Here is a 17,080-nt window from a genome sequence, read left to right as displayed (position 1 = left end):
ACGACTTGTGCTGCTCTATGCTCTCATTTTACAAGACAAATAAAAAATTGTACAATAACGATGGATGATACTAGTATTCATTTTACCTATAGTTAAAACTGTCCAACTCATTGATCAAAAAGGAGACATCATGCTGAATTTACAACACTTGGAGCAACTCATTGTTTTCTCACAGGAGGGAACCTTGTCTAAGGCAGCTGAAGTCCTACTCATCTCTCAGCCATCCTTAACTCGAAATATGCAAATGCTGGAAGATGAATTGGGAGTTACTCTTTTTGAGCGAAGAAAAAAATAAATTAAGTTTCATGGAAACCGGTCATCAAACTGTTAAACTAGCCAAAAAATTTCTGAAACAAAAACAAAAATTTCTCGATGATGTACAACATTTTGCATTAAAAGAAAGTACTATTTTTGGTGGTGTTAATGCACCGGGAGCCATCTTTGAACCGGAAAGTCGTATGAAAGAAAAAGGCTTGGAGCAACACATTCAAATTGAACAAAAGACGAATGAGGAATTAGAAAAATCTCTGGATGACGAAAACGTTCACTTCATTGTAACAGACTATCCTATCAAAAAAGAGCATATTCTTTCCACGGGTCTTTTCATGGAGCAACTTTACTTATCCGTTCCCTTGACTCACCCGTATGCCACACGAAAAGAGATAAAGCTTGCAGAATTGGCTAATTTGACTATGCTGCTGCGCTCGGATCTAGGTATTTGGCAGCCATTAGTCAATCAACTGACGCAAACAAAGTTTATTGTTCAAAAAGATTGGGCAGCCTTTGTTGAGTTGGTAAATGCTTCTGCGACTTTCTACATTTCCGTTTTGAAGAAGAATAAAGCTATTTTACAGGAGTTGGTGAAAACTAAATAGTCCATGCTCATGAAAAAAACAAGATATATTCACTATAAAATAAGATTATTAATCAACTCAATATCGTTCTAATATTAAAACTGAATAAGATGAAAAAGCCCAACTCAATCAAAATAAAAAGTTAGGCTTTTTTCTTGGTACTATTGTTACTATTGTATTGTAAGATAAGGCTATCAGTTAAAATACTTGCCCTTTATATACAGACCTATCACCAAAATATTTTCTAATAGAAATATCAAATATGATTAATTTAACATATTTGTTTGGAAATAACAATGCAATAATTGGTAAGATAAAATAGCTAGCAAGAACAAATAGACTAAATTTTGGAGTTAACATTAGATAACCTTTCAAAAATTATAATAAAGCATTCTTTACATCAGATTACTTACATATATAATAATCTTCCTCAAGCGAAAATCAAGCAATTATACCCAATTGTTATTAAAATGTTATCTGAATGAAAACCAGCATAGTTATTTTCTGAAATCAAACGAAAATCCTGTTTTCATTTTCTCCCCAGAAATCCTAAAAAGAGATCTACTGTGCTGGCTTCTTGATGATTAAAGAAAAGGCTGGTTTGGGTATCCATACTTGCAATCTTTGCCATATCTTCTGCACTGAGTTCAAAGTCAAAAACATCAATATTTTCCTTCATTCGCTCAAAACGTGAAGACTTAGTCAAGCAAACAATTCCCCGTTGAACTTGCCAGCGAACCATGACTTGTGCAGTGGATTTACCATGTTTATCAGCAATACTTTTGAGAATTGGATTGTTGAAAATGTCACCACGACCTTCTGCAAAAGTAGCCCAAGATTCAATTTGCACCTTATTTTTTATCATATTTTCTTGTGCGAATATCTGTTGATTCAGTGGGTGAGTTTCCACTTGATTGACTTGTGGTGTAATCTCATTGAAAGCTACAATGTCGCTGAGACGATCTGGATAGAAATTAGACACACCAATCGCTCGAAGTTTTCCTTCTTTGTAAAGTTTTTCCAAAGCACGGTAGGCACCATAATAGTCACCAAAAGGTTGGTGGAGCAACATAAGATCCAGATAATCTAACTCCATTCTGTCAAGAGATTCTAAAACCGAGGCATAAGCCTTGTCGTATCCATAGTTGGATAGCCAGACTTTACTAGTGATGAAAAACTCTTTGCGGTCAATCCCAGACTCTCGAATCGCCTCACCTACTTCCTGTTCATTGGCATAGGCTTGAGCAGTATCAAAATGACGATAACCTGCCTTGATAGCATTTAGTACAGCTCTTTTGGTATCTTTGGGAGCAATTTGGTACACTCCAAAACCTAAAATTGGAATTTCTACACCGTTGTTTAAGGTTATATTTTGCATGTAATTTCCTCTTTTCACAATTTTTATTATAAGTATAACGCTCTTTTCAGAAAAAGTACAATAGCAAAATTGCAGAGCAGTATGCAAAAAATGAATAGCAAATTATCGTCCGATTCATAATTTATAACAACAAAAAGAGGAGATAGGATAGATGACCATGATTGTGTCAGCAGCCCTAGGCGTCTGTCCTACTCTTTCTCAATTTCTTTGATTTCGCTGGTTTTGTCTATCTACAAGGCGCTCTTGAACTAAGGAGACAACCTCATCATTGGTTGGCAAGTCCGAGTGCTGGGCATCCGCACCTGTGACTGTGGTTTCAGTATAGTGCGCCGCTTGTCCTTGATAAATATATTTCCCTGCACTCACGCTCGTATCTGGTACCAATTCGTCTGAATCATAAGTAATGGTTCCTGCAACAGAATACATAGCTAAAGTAGTCGGAATATTTTCGCGATTTTTAATGAAATCAGCTAACATCTCAGTTTTGTTGTTGATATTGGTTTCAGTAAAGTTATAAGGCGTTCCGATTGTCATCAATTTCTTCAATTCCACATCATAGCTGCCGAGGTAATTTTCAATAAAAGCTGTGTAAATTAAACCACCGTTTGAGTGACCCAAACCCTTAAAATTATTGAAATTGTATTTTCCTTGGAGATTTTCAAAGGCAGCGTCAACCATTTTGGCTTGTTTTTTGATGTTACTATAGCCATCTTTATTATTTTCAAAACCAATCACAATAATTGGCTCATTATCATTCGCTGCGATAGATCCGCTATATGTAATTCGTCCGTCATTCCAGACTTTAACTTTGAGCAAGCTATGCTTCACGCCACGACGTCTTTGATTGAGCTTTTGAACCAAGCCGTCAAATCGGTTCTCCGTAGCAGAACTACCTGGTATCATAATGATTGGCGACATCCGAGCATTATAAAATTTAGCAATTTGATCAATGTTTTTTCTCGTCCAACTATAAGAGGGAACTGCTAGTCCTATCAAAAAAATTAGAACAGTCAGCAGCACTATTTTTATCTTTTTAGTCATGTTCGCCTCCTTTCTGATCCATTTGTCTGAGTTCCTCATGAATCCGGTCATTAAATCTCACAAAGGGGATATAAATAAGAACATCGATAATAAAAATGAAAATTCCTACTGCTAATGCTCGCAAACTTCCGCCTGTCCCAATAAAACACTTGGCGCTCCGCTAGGAACTGGATAAACAGCCGGAGGCATTATTCTAAAATATAGAAAAATACTAGCTACAAAGACATTCAGCATTGGTACGAGGATAAAAGGGATTAAAAATAGAAAGTTGAAAAATATAGGAATCCCAACCATAAAGGCTACACCATGGTTAAAAAGTGAAGGAAAAATACTTTTCAAACTCACATCTCGGTCTTTGTCACTCCGAGATTTCCAGAGAATAGCTACGAGAAGAGCTAAAACTCCGCCCAGTCCCGCAAATGTTCCATAAGCATCATACAGATTGGTCGTTGAAAAGAGATAAGGTACCCCTGTTGTAGTATGATGTTTCAAAGCATAATTAAGATTATCCAAGGCAAAGGAGTCATTGATAAATGGCAGGTCATTAAATGGATTACTATTTCCAATCCAAGCGCTAAAAGTCCGTAAGGCGGTATTCATTTCAATGACAAAGATATTATTTCGATTGACAATTAAGCCTGACAAAAAAGTTATAATTGTTGAAAAAACATTGTATCGATTGCCTAGATTAATGAGAAAACTAACCAAGGCAGCCAGAGCAAACGAGCAAAAGATAGGACACAACGTTTTAGGGTAATAAATAAAATGCTCATCTACAATGTGATCATCATTCGGACTTGAAAATCGAAAAATTTGTCCCACCACATAACCAATCAATATCGCAACAATTAGATTGATATTGACAGGAAGATTGATTTTCGTCAAAGCGCCGTCATTTAAAACCACCGAAAATAATTCGCGCGAATTAACTAATAAGCTAAAAATAAAGGCTGTAATCCCAGCTGTCCCCGTACTACGACCATAATAACCAGCTGTGTATTTTGCGCTAAAATAAGTCGCTAAAGGGCCCGCCATCCCACCTATCAAAGCAGTACAGTTTGTCAAAACCAATCCAATTGTCGAAAAATACGGAAACCAAGAGCGAACGCTGAATAGGTTGTTAATATAACCATTTACTGAAAAAACCGACTCTGACAAAACCATTGTTGTCGTTGTTAGCAAGAAAAAAGGAAAGAGCGATACCAATGTTTCTTGTGTAATTTTAATGAAACTCATTTGCCGAAAGGCAATCATTTTTTTTATTAAGTATTGATCTATACGACTTTTTCTGGTTAATTTATTGAACATCATAGCTTGATTGTAGCATAGTTGAGACGACAATTCAATTAGACTAAGTAAAAATAACATGCTAAATATTTTGATGAATAACCATAGCAAATATTCAATAGTTTGTAAGTTAAATCTAAAAAAGCTCAGATGAAAATCCAAGCCTTAAAATATTTAAACTTACCCTAATTTTCTTGTAAGATATTTCTGTGATTGTGCGGAAAGAGCACTGATAATCGTTCCCACAGCCCCAGCACCTGTGAACAATAATAGCAAACCAAGATTTGTCCAATAAGAAATATGTACTTCATTGCCATTTAAGATATAATTTGTCAGATAAGTAAAAGCGGTAAAAACATCTGCTCTTTCTGCTTTTGCAAGCTGAATTGCATAGTCAAATTGGTGCGCAACCAACATCATGATAAGCATAAAAACAACACTAATCGCGATACCAACTTTAGACAACTTTTTACCTAACAATTCGTACCCTTTTACTGTACAAACTCCCATGACAATTCCTGAGACAACAGCTACATAACCAAGTTGAGCAATCACTAAGGTAACAATTCCCCCTATCAAGCTTCCCAGAAATGCCCCTACTGTACCTGCTAAGATACTTTCTTTTTGATGATCATAAGCTTGATTGGCGATAGACAAATCCGAACTTAATTCCTGAAAGGCTTCTGGTGAAAGAAGCAACAAATTTCCTCCTACCTGATAAACATCCACTTGCCCTGCTTTTCCGGTCTGCTCGCAAACATTCGTCAGATTTCTTTCTTTCAAGAACGCGATAATGTCTTGTAATCCCTGACGAATATGTTCACGTGTTTTTCCTTTAGTCATACCAGTTTTAATATAAAAAGTTGCTTTATATAAATTAACCTGATAAGTTTTCAAAGCCTTAGAAGATTTCGTCAATTCTTTGAATTCTTCCAAAGATGGTAATGCTTCACCATTTTTTACCGAACAACAAATACAGTATTGATTTTTTTGATTCGTTTGTTCAATATAGAAAGTATAACCATCTTTTTGACCAAAAATAACAGATGAAGTCTCATCAAATTGCAACCCTAACTCATCCGCAAGCGCCTGCAAATCAAGTTTATTCATAACCGTGCTCCTTTATATATTCTTTATTTATTATAGCATACATTTGAATAAATAGACAAGAGGAGATTTTTTGTAAAAATATTAAAAGAGGTTAGGACAAAAATTCCCAACCTAAAAAGTACACTATGTAATAAATCAACGACGCAGCGACTGATTGCTCAAAGTACTGCCTTGAGGTGGCAGATAGAGCTTTCCAAGCGGGTTCACTTTTCAAGCTCGGAAGAGCCACTTTTGGCGAAAACTTCGTTTTCCTTATCTGCCATCTCAATAGTTGCTCAGACTATTGAGCAACCTTACGAAGGTAGGATTACGAACTAAATTTTCGTTTCATTAGTTCTGTTCCACCCTCTTCACTCTCTTCTCATTTTTCTACTCGAACGCCTCGGCAATCAACCTGAAGCTCAAAAACTTGTCCTTTAAATTGTTGATCTTCTATTTTCTCTTTTATCATATTCGACTGGTCTTTTGGTGCTAGAACCATCACAGTAGGTCCTGCTCCTGATAGATAAGTCGCATACGCACCGTTTTTCTTTGCTAGCATCTTGATTTTTGGAAATTCCTTAATCAAACCTTGGCGAAAATGCTCATGAAAACGGTCGGACTCAATAGCACGTCCCGCTGTTGCCATATCGCCCTTCATTAAAGCGGCAATAGCCACATTCGCTACAGAGCTTGCAGTGACAGCTTCACGATAAGATAAACCTTTTGGAAGAACGCCACGGCTGTCTTTAGTACGCAATTCATAATTTGGAACATAGGCAATAAAGCTTACTTCTGGAAATTCCGTCACTACAGTTGAAACTTTCTCGTTTAAATAACTAGAAATCGTCAAATTACCATAAATAGCAGGTGCTACATTATCTGGATGTCCCTCAATTTTCGTCGCAAAATTCAATTTTTCAGCATTTGACAACTGCAAATTTGCCAATTGATTTGCAAGTTCAATCCCTGCAACAATAACGGAACTAGAAGAACCCAAACCACGCGCTAAAGGAATATCACTTGTCATTTTTAAATGATGAGGTTGAATAGCTGGAGCAATTCTGCGCGCCACTTTAATCAATAAATTCCGTTCATTTGAAGGAATACGCCGCTCCAAATCATGCTCAATTAGCCAACGGTCGCTTTCTCCCAAAACTTCAATGGTTAGATATTTACTGACCGCTACACCAACCGAGTCAAATCCCGGACCAATATTTGCGCTCGTTGCAGGTACAATAATTTTCATTTTATTCTCCTAATACTTTGAAGGTGTTCAATAATTTAAAATCAGAAGTTGCCTGCAATTTTCGAGTGACATTTTCTAGCTGCGTTTTGTTGACAGCATGGGTAATAATCACAACACGTGCAGTATTTCCGTCTGTTCCTTGTTGCAGAATTTGCTTAAAGGAGACATTTTCAGCATTAAAAATTTTTGCTAAGCGTAAAACTTGTCCTTTCGCATCAGGTGCTAATATCGAAAAGTAATACGGGCTCTTACGATCTTCTGGTTTAGCCAGAACTAATTCACGCTGAAACTCATTAAAGGCTTTTCCAACAGTTCCTTCGTTAATCCGTCGAACAATCCGAATAATATCTGCAACAACACTTGTTGCAGTGGGTTTTTGTCCCGCACCTGGACCGTAATACATCGACTCACCAATACCGATAGAGTCTACAAAGATTGCATTCATCACGCCATTTACACTAGCAAGAGGATGAGATTTTGGTAAAAAGGTCGGTGTGACTTCTGCAGCGAGACCTGATTTTGTTTCTTCAATAGAACCAACTAATTTGACAACATAACCTAATTGCTGCGCAACCGCTACATCTTCTGGTGTAATATTGCGAATGCCTTGGTGGGCGACATCTTCAAATTTAACCGTCATTCCAAAGGCAAATTGACTTAAAATAACCATTTTATATGCAGCATCAATTCCGTCCACATCATTGGTTGGGTCACTTTCTGCAAATCCAAGTCGCTGTGCTTCAGCAAGTGCCGCCTCATAAGACCAACCTTCTTCTACCATTTTGGTCATCATGAAGTTGGACGTTCCATTGACCACACCGAGAATACGCGTAATTTTATCAGAAGCTAGGGAATTAACAAGCGTACGTAAAATCGGAATTCCTCCCGCTACTGCCGCTTCATAGTAAAGAGCCATCTTGTGTTTTGCAGCAATCTCGAGCAACTCAGCGCCATGAACTGCCAGCAAGTCTTTATTTGCAGTGACAACATGCTTACCTGCCTCTAGCGCTTGAGTGATGAAAGTTTTTGCAGGTTCAATACGCCCCATCAATTCAACAACAATCGTTACTTCATTATCATTTACAATTTCATCAATCGTCGTGACAAAATTAAAATGATTTCCCGCTGCTAACAAACGCTCTTTTTCAGCATCATCTTTTACCAATACTTTCGCAATTTCAATTTCTGAATGAGCTGCTTGCACAATCTTCTCACTATTTTCTTTCAATAAAAATGGAACACCACTAGCAACTGTCCCAAAACCAAGTAAAGCAATTTTAATAGACATGACCACTCCTTGAGATTTTTATGCTTTTTATTATAGCAAATAAACTTGTTTTTTTCTAGTAAGCAGACTTCAGGATTTTTATAAAAATAATAGAAATCTATTTTAAAAAATTGTGAACGGTTAGTCAGAAATATGGTAAAATAAACATAGTGATTTAAAAGTAAAAGGAGTTCCACATAATGGGAAAACATTCTGGTAATCGTTCTGTACGAAATCGTATTCGTAAGAGGAGACAACGGCGTGCTATTATAAGCTTCATCTTATTGGTTGTTCTGGTGATTGCAGGGACATTCATGTGGAGACGTTCTGGAATAAATCTGGCTAATAACCATACAAGAACTGCCATTTCAACAGTAAAGAAATCTTCTACTTCTCAAGCAACTTCTAAAGAAACATCTGGATCTAGTGAAAAAGTAAGCAAAGTGAAATGGATAAAGCAAAATCAACCAGTTAAATTCCCTATTTTGATGTACCATGCGATTCATAATATGGATCCTTCTGAAGCAGCAAATGCTGGTTTGATTGTTTCGCCAGAAACGTTTGAAAGTCATTTGAAAGCTCTGAAAGACGCTGGATATTATACTCTCACACCAGAAGAAGCCTATAAAGTCTTAACCGAAAATGTTCTTCCAGAAAATAAAAAAGTAGTATGGTTGACCTTTGATGATAGTTTGAGAGATTTCTACACCAATGCTTTCCCGCTTCTTCAAAAATACCAAATGCGGGCAACTAATAATGTCATTACTGGCTTTGTCGAAAATGGGCGCGAGGATATGCTGACGCTTGAGCAAATCAAGGAAATGAAGCAAAAGGGAATGTCTTTTGAAGATCATACCGTTAACCATCCGGATTTATCCCTTTCAAGTGCAGAAACACAAACGACAGAATTGCAAGCCTCTAAGCAGTATCTAGACAGCAACCTATCACAAAATACAACGACGGTTGCTTATCCTTCAGGACGTTATAGTGAAACAACGACACAAATTGCTGAAAGCCTCGGCTATAAAATGGGATTGACAACCAACAACGGACTAGCTTCTCTTAATGACGGACTTTTAACCCTCAACCGTGTTCGTGTCAATCCAACAACGACTGCACAAGACTTATTAAATGAAATTGCTACAAATTAAAGAATAGGACTTGGCTCAAAAATGAGCAAGTCCTATTCTTTTTTCTTTTGTGCTAATTTCTCACGTTCCAAGCGAAATTTTCGGTTCGGATTGAGTTTGTTAAAAAGTTTTTCGAGTTTTTCTTCATTCCAAACGTCAGCTGCAGAAACGAAATTGCCATTTTTATCACGAAAGGATATTGGTTTATCACCCATAAAATCGCTCCTTTTTAGTCTACAAATTCAAATTCAAATTTGCCGATACGAACCAAGTCACCATCTTTAGCACCACGCGACCGTAATGCTTCGTCTACCCCCATACCACGTAGTTGCCGTGCAAATTTCATGACAGCCTCCTCACGGTCAAAGTTTGTCATGGTAAAGAGTTTTTCCAACTTATCACCAGATAAAACCCAGACAGCGTCATCATCGCGTGAGATTTCAAATGCTGGAGTATCTTCATCAAAGCCATAGTAGGCTTCTTCTTCCATTTCGGACTCATCATAAAGCAGAAATTCAGGTGTTTTATCAAGCAATTCTGCAGTTGCATCCAAAAGCGTTGACAAGCCTTGTTTCGTCAAACTTGAAATTGGAAAAATCTGTGGCAGTTCATCAAATTCATCATAATTTGCTACTAATTTTTCTTTAAAGACTTTTAGATTCTCTGCACTTTCAGGCATGTCCATTTTATTAGCGACAATAATCTGTGGACGCTCCATTAAGCGAAGATTGTAGGATTCCAATTCCTTATTGATAGCAAGATAATCTTCGTAAGGATCACGTCCTTCACTAGCTGACATATCAATGACATGCAAGATGACACGAGTTCGCTCAATATGGCGAAGGAATTGTGTTCCAAGTCCTACACCTTGGCTGGCTCCTTCAATCAAGCCAGGCAGGTCTGCCACAGCAAAGGATTCACCGGACTGCGTCCGAACCATTCCAAGATTAGGTACAATAGTTGTGAAATGATAAGCGCCAATTTTCGGCTTAGCAGAAGTAATCACACTCAAAAGAGTTGATTTCCCAACAGACGGAAATCCGACTAAACCGACATCTGCTAAAATTTTCAATTCCAACTGGAGTTCACGTTCTTGACCTGGTTCACCATTTTCAGAAATTTCTGGTGCTGGATTTTTAGGCGTCGCAAAGCGAATATTGCCACGACCGCCACGACCGCCGTGAGCTACGACGAACTTTTGCCCATTTTCAATCAAATCTGTTAGGACTTTTCCAGTTTCAGCATCACGAACCGTTGTCCCTTGCGGTACGTGAACAATCAAATCTTCTGCTCCACGACCGTGCATTCCCTTGGTCATTCCCTTTTCACCAGACTGAGCCTTAAAATGACGATTGTAACGAAAATCCATCAAAGTGCGAAGCCCTTCATCTACGACAAAAACAACATTGCCGCCACGACCACCGTCACCGCCCCAAGGTCCACCATTTGGGACATACTTTTCACGGCGGAAAGCTACCATGCCATCACCGCCATTGCCAGCCTTGACTTTTATCTTAGCTGTATCCAAAAACATACTCATATTTTTCTCTTCTCTCGTTTTTCACTCTAAAAAAACGCTCTTTCAAGCGTTTGAGGATTAGAAATTGCTCAAAGCACCAAGTGCACTTGCAAAGATTGCTCCAACCGTTACCAATAACATGATAACAACTACAATCAAAGTCAATTTTTCAAATCCTGTTTTTTTCCGTTGTCCATTATCACCAAAAGCCACGATATTACCTCTATGTATTTAATTTACTCTTCTAATTGTAACATGAAGAAGATAGTTTTTCAAATGATAGCTGAAATAAAAAGATTACAACTGAAAATCCCCACAAAGTAAAAATCCAACAGGCTTCCTGCTGGATTTCAATGTCAATCAGCGTAACCGTTTGGATGTGTCGAATGCCATTTCCAAGCTGTCTCGATAATCATCTCCGAAAATAGCAATTTTTTAATAGGTTATTTCACTAGACCAATCGATTCAATAAAACGCATGAAGGCGATTTGACCTTCTTTTGTTCGCTTGTAAACACCTGCATCTTCCAAGACACGTTTGAAAATCTGACCAACCGAAGCACGCACGATTGTCTGGACTGATTCTGCTGTTATATCTGAATGGCTAGTTTTTAACTGCTCAGCCCACGCTTGATGATAAGGAGCCACTTCTTTTCTTTGTCCCAAAAGAAATTCTTCAACTTCTTTTAGCTCATTTTTCAAACGAGGTGGAAGAATTGCCAAGCCCATGACCTCAATCAAGCCGATATTTTCTTTCTTAATGTGTTGAACATCTTTATGCGGATGATAAATACCATCTGGATATTCTTTTGACGTTTGATTGTCCCGAAGAACCAAATCTAATTCAAACTTACCATTTTTTTGACGTGCTATTGGAGTAACCGTATGATGTAGTTCACCATTTGACTCAGCTACAATCTGAACGCTTGGATCTGAATAGCCACGCCAACTTTTTAAAATCTTATCAGCCAAATCTATCAATGCAGATTTATCAGTTGATTGTAACCGCAAAACAGACATGGGCCAGTTAACAATACCGGCTTCTACATTTTCAAAACCTGCAAAGATGAAAGTTTTGTCCAGCTCTGCCTTTTCCATAGGAAAAGTATGTCGTCCACCTTGATAATGGTCGTGAGTGAGAATGGAGCCTCCCACGATAGGAAGATCAGCATTAGAACCTGCAAAATAGCTCGGAAAAGTCTCTACAATATCCAAAAGACGCGCAAAAGTACCACGGCTGATAGCCATAGGAGTATGTTTGCTATCTAAAAAGATACAATGCTCATTAAAATAAGCATAGGGAGAATACTGAAAGCCCCATTCTCGTCCGGCTAAATCAAAGCGGATAATTCGATGATTCGCTCGCGCTGGATGATCTAGTCGCCCTTGATACCCTTCATTTTCAAAACAAAGCTGACAAGCTGGATAGTAGCTCGTCTTGGCTTTCTTAGCTGCTGCAATTTCCTTGGGATCTTTTTCTGGTTTAGAAAGGTTGATCGTAATCTCCAAATCACCATATTCAGTCGGTGTTTGATAGGCAATATTCTTAGTAATAGCTTTAACCTTGATATAATCATTGCGCTTACTAAGCTCATAAAAATCAGCAATAGCTCGTTCAGGATCTTGTTCATAAGTCTGCCAAAATTGCTGATTGAGCTGACTAGGTGCTGGCGTGACTAAATTCATCAACTTTGCCCCAAGAATATCCTGTTCTGCAAGAGTTGAGCCAATTTTTCCAACTGCTAAAGCAACTTCTAGTAAATCATCTTTGAGATCAATTAAGCTGGTTGCTGCTGTCTCTTGCTTTGCAGCTTCTTCTCCAACCAGACTCATGACGCGATTTGTCAAATAAATTCGGTCGATTTCTGTAAAAGAGCTATTTGCTATGACCTCCGTTACAAAGGCATTCAGTAAATTTCGTGCCATTGATTTTCCTTTCTTTTATAGAAAGGGCTGAAATCCTCGTCAGCCCTTATTACTATTATTTAAAACGCTCGCTTAATCCAATACGCGACTGCCACCAGCAATTTCAGCAACATAAAAGCTCGGTGCATAACCTACGACTTCTTCATATTTTTGACCAACATTTTTTTGGAAAGTTTCTACTGCGTCTTTGCGAACCAAAGCAATAGCACAACCGCCAAATCCTGCTCCCGTCATGCGAGCACCAAGTACGCCTTCTTGTTCCCATGCAGTATGAACCAATGTATCCAATTCTAATCCTGTGACTTCATAATCATGTTCAAGTGAGACATGAGATGCATTCATTAAGCGACCGAATTTTTCCAGATTGCCAGCTTGCAAAGTAGCTTGAGCTTGAAGTGTCCGTTGATTTTCCAACACAGCGTGACGAGCACGTTTAAGTCGATTTTCATCTTGAATTAAGTAGCTGTATTCATCAAAATCCCACTCATTTAATTCACCCAAGGTTGCAATAGAGAGTTTTTGTTTTAATTCCTCGACTGCTTTTTCACACTCTGCACGACGTTCATTGTATTTGGAGTCTGCTAGTTCACGACGCTTGTTTGTATTCATGATAACAACCACATTGTCTTTGAGATCAAGCGGTACCAAGTCGTATTCGAGCGTGTTCGTATCTAAGTAAATTGCCCGTTGATCCGCTCCCATACCAATGGCAAACTGATCCATGATACCAGAATTAACACCGATAAATTCATTCTCTGTTTGTTTACCAATTTTTACTAAATCTAAACGTCCCAATTTTAAATCAAACAATTTCTCTGCAATAATTCCTGTCAATAGCTCTAAAGAGGCAGATGAAGAGAGACCTGAACCATTTGGAATATTCCCAAAGATATAGACGTCCATTCCTTTGTCAATGACATACCCCGCTTTTTGCAAGAAATGAAGTACCCCTTTTGGATAATTGGTCCAATTATGCTCTTTTTCAAAACGAAGATTTTCTAAAGGCACCTCAATAATCTCTTTGTCTTCAAAGTTCGCTGAATAAAAACGAAGTAAATTATCGTCACGCTTGCGCGCCGCTCCGTAAGTTCCCAGCGAAATAGCCGCAGGAAAAACGTGACCACCATTGTAGTCTGTATGCTCACCAATCAGGTTAATGCGTCCCGGTGAAAAAAATGTGTGATCTGCTTCTGCCCCAAAAATTGTTGCAAAGTTTGAACGCAATTGTTGAATAGAAAGAGTTGTTGACATAAAAAGTCTCCTTTTGTTTTGTTAGGTCTTGTAACCGTTTTATCATCTTTATTATAAAACATCATTAGTAAATTTTCAAGTATTTTAGTAAATTTTTACCAAAATTTTATTAACCAAGTTGTAAGAAATAATACTCGTCAATCTTTCATACTAAACTTTAGGAAATTTACTAAATATTTTTGTATTTTACTAATTTTTAAGATATAATAGACATATTCTTTAAAGAAATTAGGAAACAATCATGGCAACGATTAAAGATATTGCAAAAAGTGCTGGTGTCTCTCCAGCAACTGTATCACGCGTTTTAAATCACGACCAATCCATGTCTGTGAGTGATGAGACACGCCAAAAGATATTTGATATTGCAGAAGAATTAGAATATAAAAAGACAAAGCGAAGAGACAAACGATATTCCCAAAACCGCAGAATTGCGATCGTAGAATGGTACACAGAAGAGGAGGAACTAGACGACCTCTACTACTATGCCATTCGTCTTGGGGTAGAGAAAAAAGCCCAAGAATTGGGCTATGATGTTATGCGCTTTTTCAATAATGAAACATTAAATCAGCTTGAGCAAATTGACGGTATTATTGCGATTGGAAAATTCAGCCCTCAAAAGATAAAGGAGCTGGAACTCTACACAGAACAACTTGTTTTTATTGATAGCAATACGCTTGCCTATGGACATAGCTGCGTCACGACAGATTTTGAAAATTCCGTTACAACTGTTCTGAACCACTTTTTAGAAAGGGGACACCGACAAATTGGGCTGCTAGTTGGGCAAGAACAAACTTCTGACAAAACTACTATCCTATCTGATCCACGCTTGGTAACCTTTAAAAATTATCTAACTGAAAAACAACTTTATCAAGAAACATACGTCAAAATAGGAAACTTTTCATCTGAATCAGGTTATTCTATGATGAAAGAATTGATTGCAAATTTAGGTGACCAACTTCCAACTGCATTTTTCATGGCAAGTGACGCCTTAGCTGTTGGCGCCCTTCGAGCACTTCAAGAAGCGGACATCCCTGTACCAGATCGTGTTAGTTTGATTGCTTTTAACGATACATCTATTGCTAAGTACGTCTATCCACCACTCAGCACGGTTACTGTCTTTACAGAGGAAATGGGCAGACAAGGTTTGCAACTGCTGCACGAGGAATTTCAACATCCTGGCTCGACCATTCCACGTATGGTAACACTTGCCACCAAACTGACCCTTAGAAAGAGCAGCTTATAGAAATGAAAACATACGAAATTTTATTTGACATTTTAAGTCGAGAATCTGACTATATCAGCGGTGAAAAATTGGCACAAGACTTAGGAATTTCACGCACTTCTATCTGGAAAGCTATTCAACATTTGGAAAAAGAAGGCGTTCATGTTGAATCGATAAAAAATAAAGGCTATAAGCTCCTTTCAGGTGATTTATTGATTGCTAAAAAAATCGAAGAAACTGCTCCTATTCAAGTTTCCTTCAATCCAAACTGCCAATCCACTCAGTTAGATGCCAAAGCTGGTATTGAAGCTGGCAATCCTGCCAACACCCTCTATTTGGCTTCTTCTCAATCAGCTGGTCGTGGACGCTTTAGCAGAAATTATTTTGCCCCAGATCAAGGCGGGATTTATATGACGCTTCACTTGAAGCCCAATCTGCCTTTCCCACAAATTCCCGCCTATACTATCTTGACTGCTGGAGCCATTTACAAGGCTATTAAAGACCTCACTTTAATGGAAATGGACATTAAATGGGTCAATGACATTTACTACAAGGGCAAGAAAATAGCCGGCATTTTAACCGAAGCTATTACTTCTGTCGAGACGGGCTTAGTCACTGATGTGATTATTGGAGTGGGCATCAATTTCGCAATCTCTGATTTTCCGAAAGAGTTAAAAAATAAGGCTGCCTCTCTCTTCCACGAAAAGCAACCTATCACACGCAATGAACTTATTGCTGAAATTTGGAAAAATTTCTATGAATGTGAGCCAGACGAGCTGATTTACCTTTACAAACAACACTCCCTTGTCTTAGGTCGGACGGTCACTTTTTGCCAAAATGACAAAGACTACAAAGGAGTTGCCAAGGAAATATCAGATACCGGGCAGCTATTGATCCAATTAGATACCGGACAAGAAATGTGGCTAAACAGCGGTGAAGTTTCTTTAACAAGTTGGTAAATAAAAGAAGGAGATAAATTGAATAAACATCAACTTGTCTCCTTCTTTTTTCGGCACAAAATCAATGACCTTTGTGCTTTTCTTTGCGTTTTTGCTGTTTTAATTGGAATTTTCTATTTTGCATATATTCTTTTTGAGCTTTCAATCTGGAACGTTTAGCTTGTTTATCTAACTCTTGTTGCAGTTTTAGTGCATCTTGTGATTTCGTTGAACGTTTTTCACGCTTCATTTCTTTTTTTGCTAATCGCTGCAACCGTTTAGGATTTGCACAATGTCTTTTTTTCTTTACTGCAACAGCCGAGCTAAATTGTAATTGCGAAAACCTCCGATTGACAAATTCTAAAACCTCGTTCATTTGGGGCTCAACTCCAAATGTCACCCGACAAACGGACAAACCTTGAGCATTTTCTTGCTCAAATAGGCCATAATAAAAGCCATTTTCAAAGTATATGGTCAATTCTAATGAAACATGTTCCATACAGCATCCTCCTTAAATACATTACAAAGAAGGGACAACCAAGGAGGAGGGTTACTGATAGTCGTGACCTACTTCAATTGTCATTAGAAAAACAAATCTAGCCTGTCACGAATATGTTCGGACTACCAACCGAAACTGTGTTTTTATCTTTGCACTTTTATTCTATCGCAAGTAGAATATTTTTTCAAATTGAAAAGAAAAGGTTGAGGATTTTTGTCCCAACCTTTCTTGTTATTTTTTACGTTTGATATGTTTGTCAATTTCGTCCACTATTTTACCCATGACATAGCTCACCTGTAAATTGCGAATCACTAAAAGTGCCCAGAAAACAGCGAATAAATAGTGTCCTGACATCATTGCTTCGTTAAAAAAATACGTTTCAATTGCTGTGAAGAAAGCTGTTGTAAGAAATTGTTGTCTTGTCATGATTC

General features: G+C 37.9%; 17 protein-coding genes and 1 pseudogene. 5 read left to right on the top strand and 13 right to left on the bottom strand.

Translation table 11 applies throughout. From position 1 onward, the window contains the following. The first annotated feature begins 130 nt into the window (after window positions 1-130). Window positions 131-295 carry a helix-turn-helix domain-containing protein gene (locus HMPREF2634_RS10220; protein WP_235044308.1) on the top strand — a complete coding sequence of 55 codons (165 nt, stop codon included), beginning with the start codon at window positions 131-133 and terminating at the stop codon, window positions 293-295. 10 nt (window positions 296-305) lie between these two features. After that, window positions 306-875, top strand: coding sequence for a LysR family transcriptional regulator substrate-binding protein (locus tag HMPREF2634_RS10010; RefSeq protein ID WP_235499506.1), 570 nt, complete (start codon window positions 306-308; stop codon window positions 873-875). A gap of 508 nt (window positions 876-1,383) precedes the next feature. Here the strand turns inward: HMPREF2634_RS10010 and HMPREF2634_RS05695 are convergent. The 6 genes and pseudogenes from HMPREF2634_RS05695 to HMPREF2634_RS05670 form a co-directional block, all read right to left on the bottom strand. After that, a complete protein-coding gene (locus HMPREF2634_RS05695) occupies window positions 1,384-2,232 on the bottom strand; it encodes an aldo/keto reductase (protein ID WP_021001750.1) in 849 nt (282 codons plus the stop codon). 198 nt (window positions 2,233-2,430) lie between these two features. Next, on the bottom strand, window positions 2,431-3,273 hold the full coding sequence (locus HMPREF2634_RS05690) for an alpha/beta hydrolase (protein WP_021001751.1): 843 nt from the start codon (window positions 3,271-3,273) through the stop codon (window positions 2,431-2,433). Beyond that, a pseudogene (locus HMPREF2634_RS05685) lies at window positions 3,266-4,584 on the bottom strand (PTS sugar transporter subunit IIC). The gene HMPREF2634_RS05690 and the pseudogene HMPREF2634_RS05685 overlap by 8 nt, the downstream one beginning before the upstream one ends. Before the next feature lie 156 nt (window positions 4,585-4,740). Further along, window positions 4,741-5,670 (bottom strand): hypothetical protein, encoded by a 930-nt coding sequence (locus HMPREF2634_RS05680; protein ID WP_021001753.1) that lies wholly within the window; start codon window positions 5,668-5,670, stop codon window positions 4,741-4,743. Window positions 5,671-6,031: 361 nt separating this feature from the next. Beyond that, complete coding sequence (gene thrB, locus HMPREF2634_RS05675; protein ID WP_021001754.1) at window positions 6,032-6,898, bottom strand: homoserine kinase; 867 nt, start codon at window positions 6,896-6,898, stop codon at window positions 6,032-6,034. Between the two features lies 1 nt (window position 6,899). Further along, the gene (locus HMPREF2634_RS05670) at window positions 6,900-8,186 is read right to left on the bottom strand and encodes a homoserine dehydrogenase (protein WP_070836389.1); all 1,287 of its coding nucleotides are present in this window, start codon (window positions 8,184-8,186) and stop codon (window positions 6,900-6,902) included. A 179-nt stretch (window positions 8,187-8,365) separates the two neighbouring features. Between HMPREF2634_RS05670 and HMPREF2634_RS05665 the strand changes: the two genes are divergently transcribed. Next, window positions 8,366-9,316: a polysaccharide deacetylase family protein gene (locus HMPREF2634_RS05665; RefSeq protein WP_070836387.1), complete on the top strand. Its 951-nt coding sequence runs from the start codon at window positions 8,366-8,368 to the stop codon at window positions 9,314-9,316. A 32-nt stretch (window positions 9,317-9,348) separates the two neighbouring features. On the opposite strand, the gene HMPREF2634_RS09930 is transcribed toward HMPREF2634_RS05665, so the two are convergent. The 5 genes from HMPREF2634_RS09930 to HMPREF2634_RS05645 form a co-directional block, all read right to left on the bottom strand. Continuing rightward, on the bottom strand, window positions 9,349-9,510 hold the full coding sequence (locus HMPREF2634_RS09930) for a hypothetical protein (RefSeq protein WP_003033070.1): 162 nt from the start codon (window positions 9,508-9,510) through the stop codon (window positions 9,349-9,351). Between the two features lie 14 nt (window positions 9,511-9,524). Continuing rightward, window positions 9,525-10,835: a GTPase ObgE gene (obgE, locus tag HMPREF2634_RS05660; RefSeq protein WP_021001757.1), complete on the bottom strand. Its 1,311-nt coding sequence runs from the start codon at window positions 10,833-10,835 to the stop codon at window positions 9,525-9,527. Between the two features lie 57 nt (window positions 10,836-10,892). After that, entirely contained in the window at window positions 10,893-11,027 is a 135-nt protein-coding gene (locus HMPREF2634_RS05655) for a DUF4044 domain-containing protein (RefSeq protein ID WP_003024272.1), read from the bottom strand. A gap of 230 nt (window positions 11,028-11,257) precedes the next feature. Continuing rightward, on the bottom strand, window positions 11,258-12,739 hold the full coding sequence (gene galT, locus HMPREF2634_RS05650; RefSeq protein ID WP_070836385.1) for a UDP-glucose--hexose-1-phosphate uridylyltransferase: 1,482 nt from the start codon (window positions 12,737-12,739) through the stop codon (window positions 11,258-11,260). 72 nt (window positions 12,740-12,811) lie between these two features. Further along, a complete protein-coding gene (locus HMPREF2634_RS05645; protein WP_021001759.1) occupies window positions 12,812-13,990 on the bottom strand; it encodes a galactokinase in 1,179 nt (392 codons plus the stop codon). Window positions 13,991-14,231: 241 nt separating this feature from the next. Between HMPREF2634_RS05645 and HMPREF2634_RS05640 the strand changes: the two genes are divergently transcribed. Both HMPREF2634_RS05640 and birA read left to right on the top strand, forming a co-directional pair. Further along, window positions 14,232-15,233, top strand: a complete 1,002-nt coding sequence (locus HMPREF2634_RS05640; protein ID WP_021001760.1) for a LacI family DNA-binding transcriptional regulator — start codon at window positions 14,232-14,234, stop codon at window positions 15,231-15,233. A 2-nt stretch (window positions 15,234-15,235) separates the two neighbouring features. Continuing rightward, entirely contained in the window at window positions 15,236-16,171 is a 936-nt protein-coding gene (gene birA / locus HMPREF2634_RS05635) for a bifunctional biotin--[acetyl-CoA-carboxylase] ligase/biotin operon repressor BirA (protein WP_021001761.1), read from the top strand. Between the two features lie 61 nt (window positions 16,172-16,232). On the opposite strand, the gene HMPREF2634_RS05630 is transcribed toward birA, so the two are convergent. Next, window positions 16,233-16,649: a YjdF family protein gene (locus HMPREF2634_RS05630; protein WP_021001762.1), complete on the bottom strand. Its 417-nt coding sequence runs from the start codon at window positions 16,647-16,649 to the stop codon at window positions 16,233-16,235. A 231-nt stretch (window positions 16,650-16,880) separates the two neighbouring features. Then, the gene (locus HMPREF2634_RS05625) at window positions 16,881-17,075 is read right to left on the bottom strand and encodes a DUF3272 family protein (protein ID WP_003024260.1); all 195 of its coding nucleotides are present in this window, start codon (window positions 17,073-17,075) and stop codon (window positions 16,881-16,883) included. Window positions 17,076-17,080: the final 5 nt, after the last annotated feature.

Source organism: Streptococcus sp. HMSC034B03, from assembly GCF_001838575.1.
GTDB classification, from domain to species: Bacteria; Bacillota; Bacilli; order Lactobacillales; family Streptococcaceae; genus Streptococcus; species Streptococcus anginosus.
This window is presented reverse-complemented; position numbering and strand designations above follow the sequence as displayed.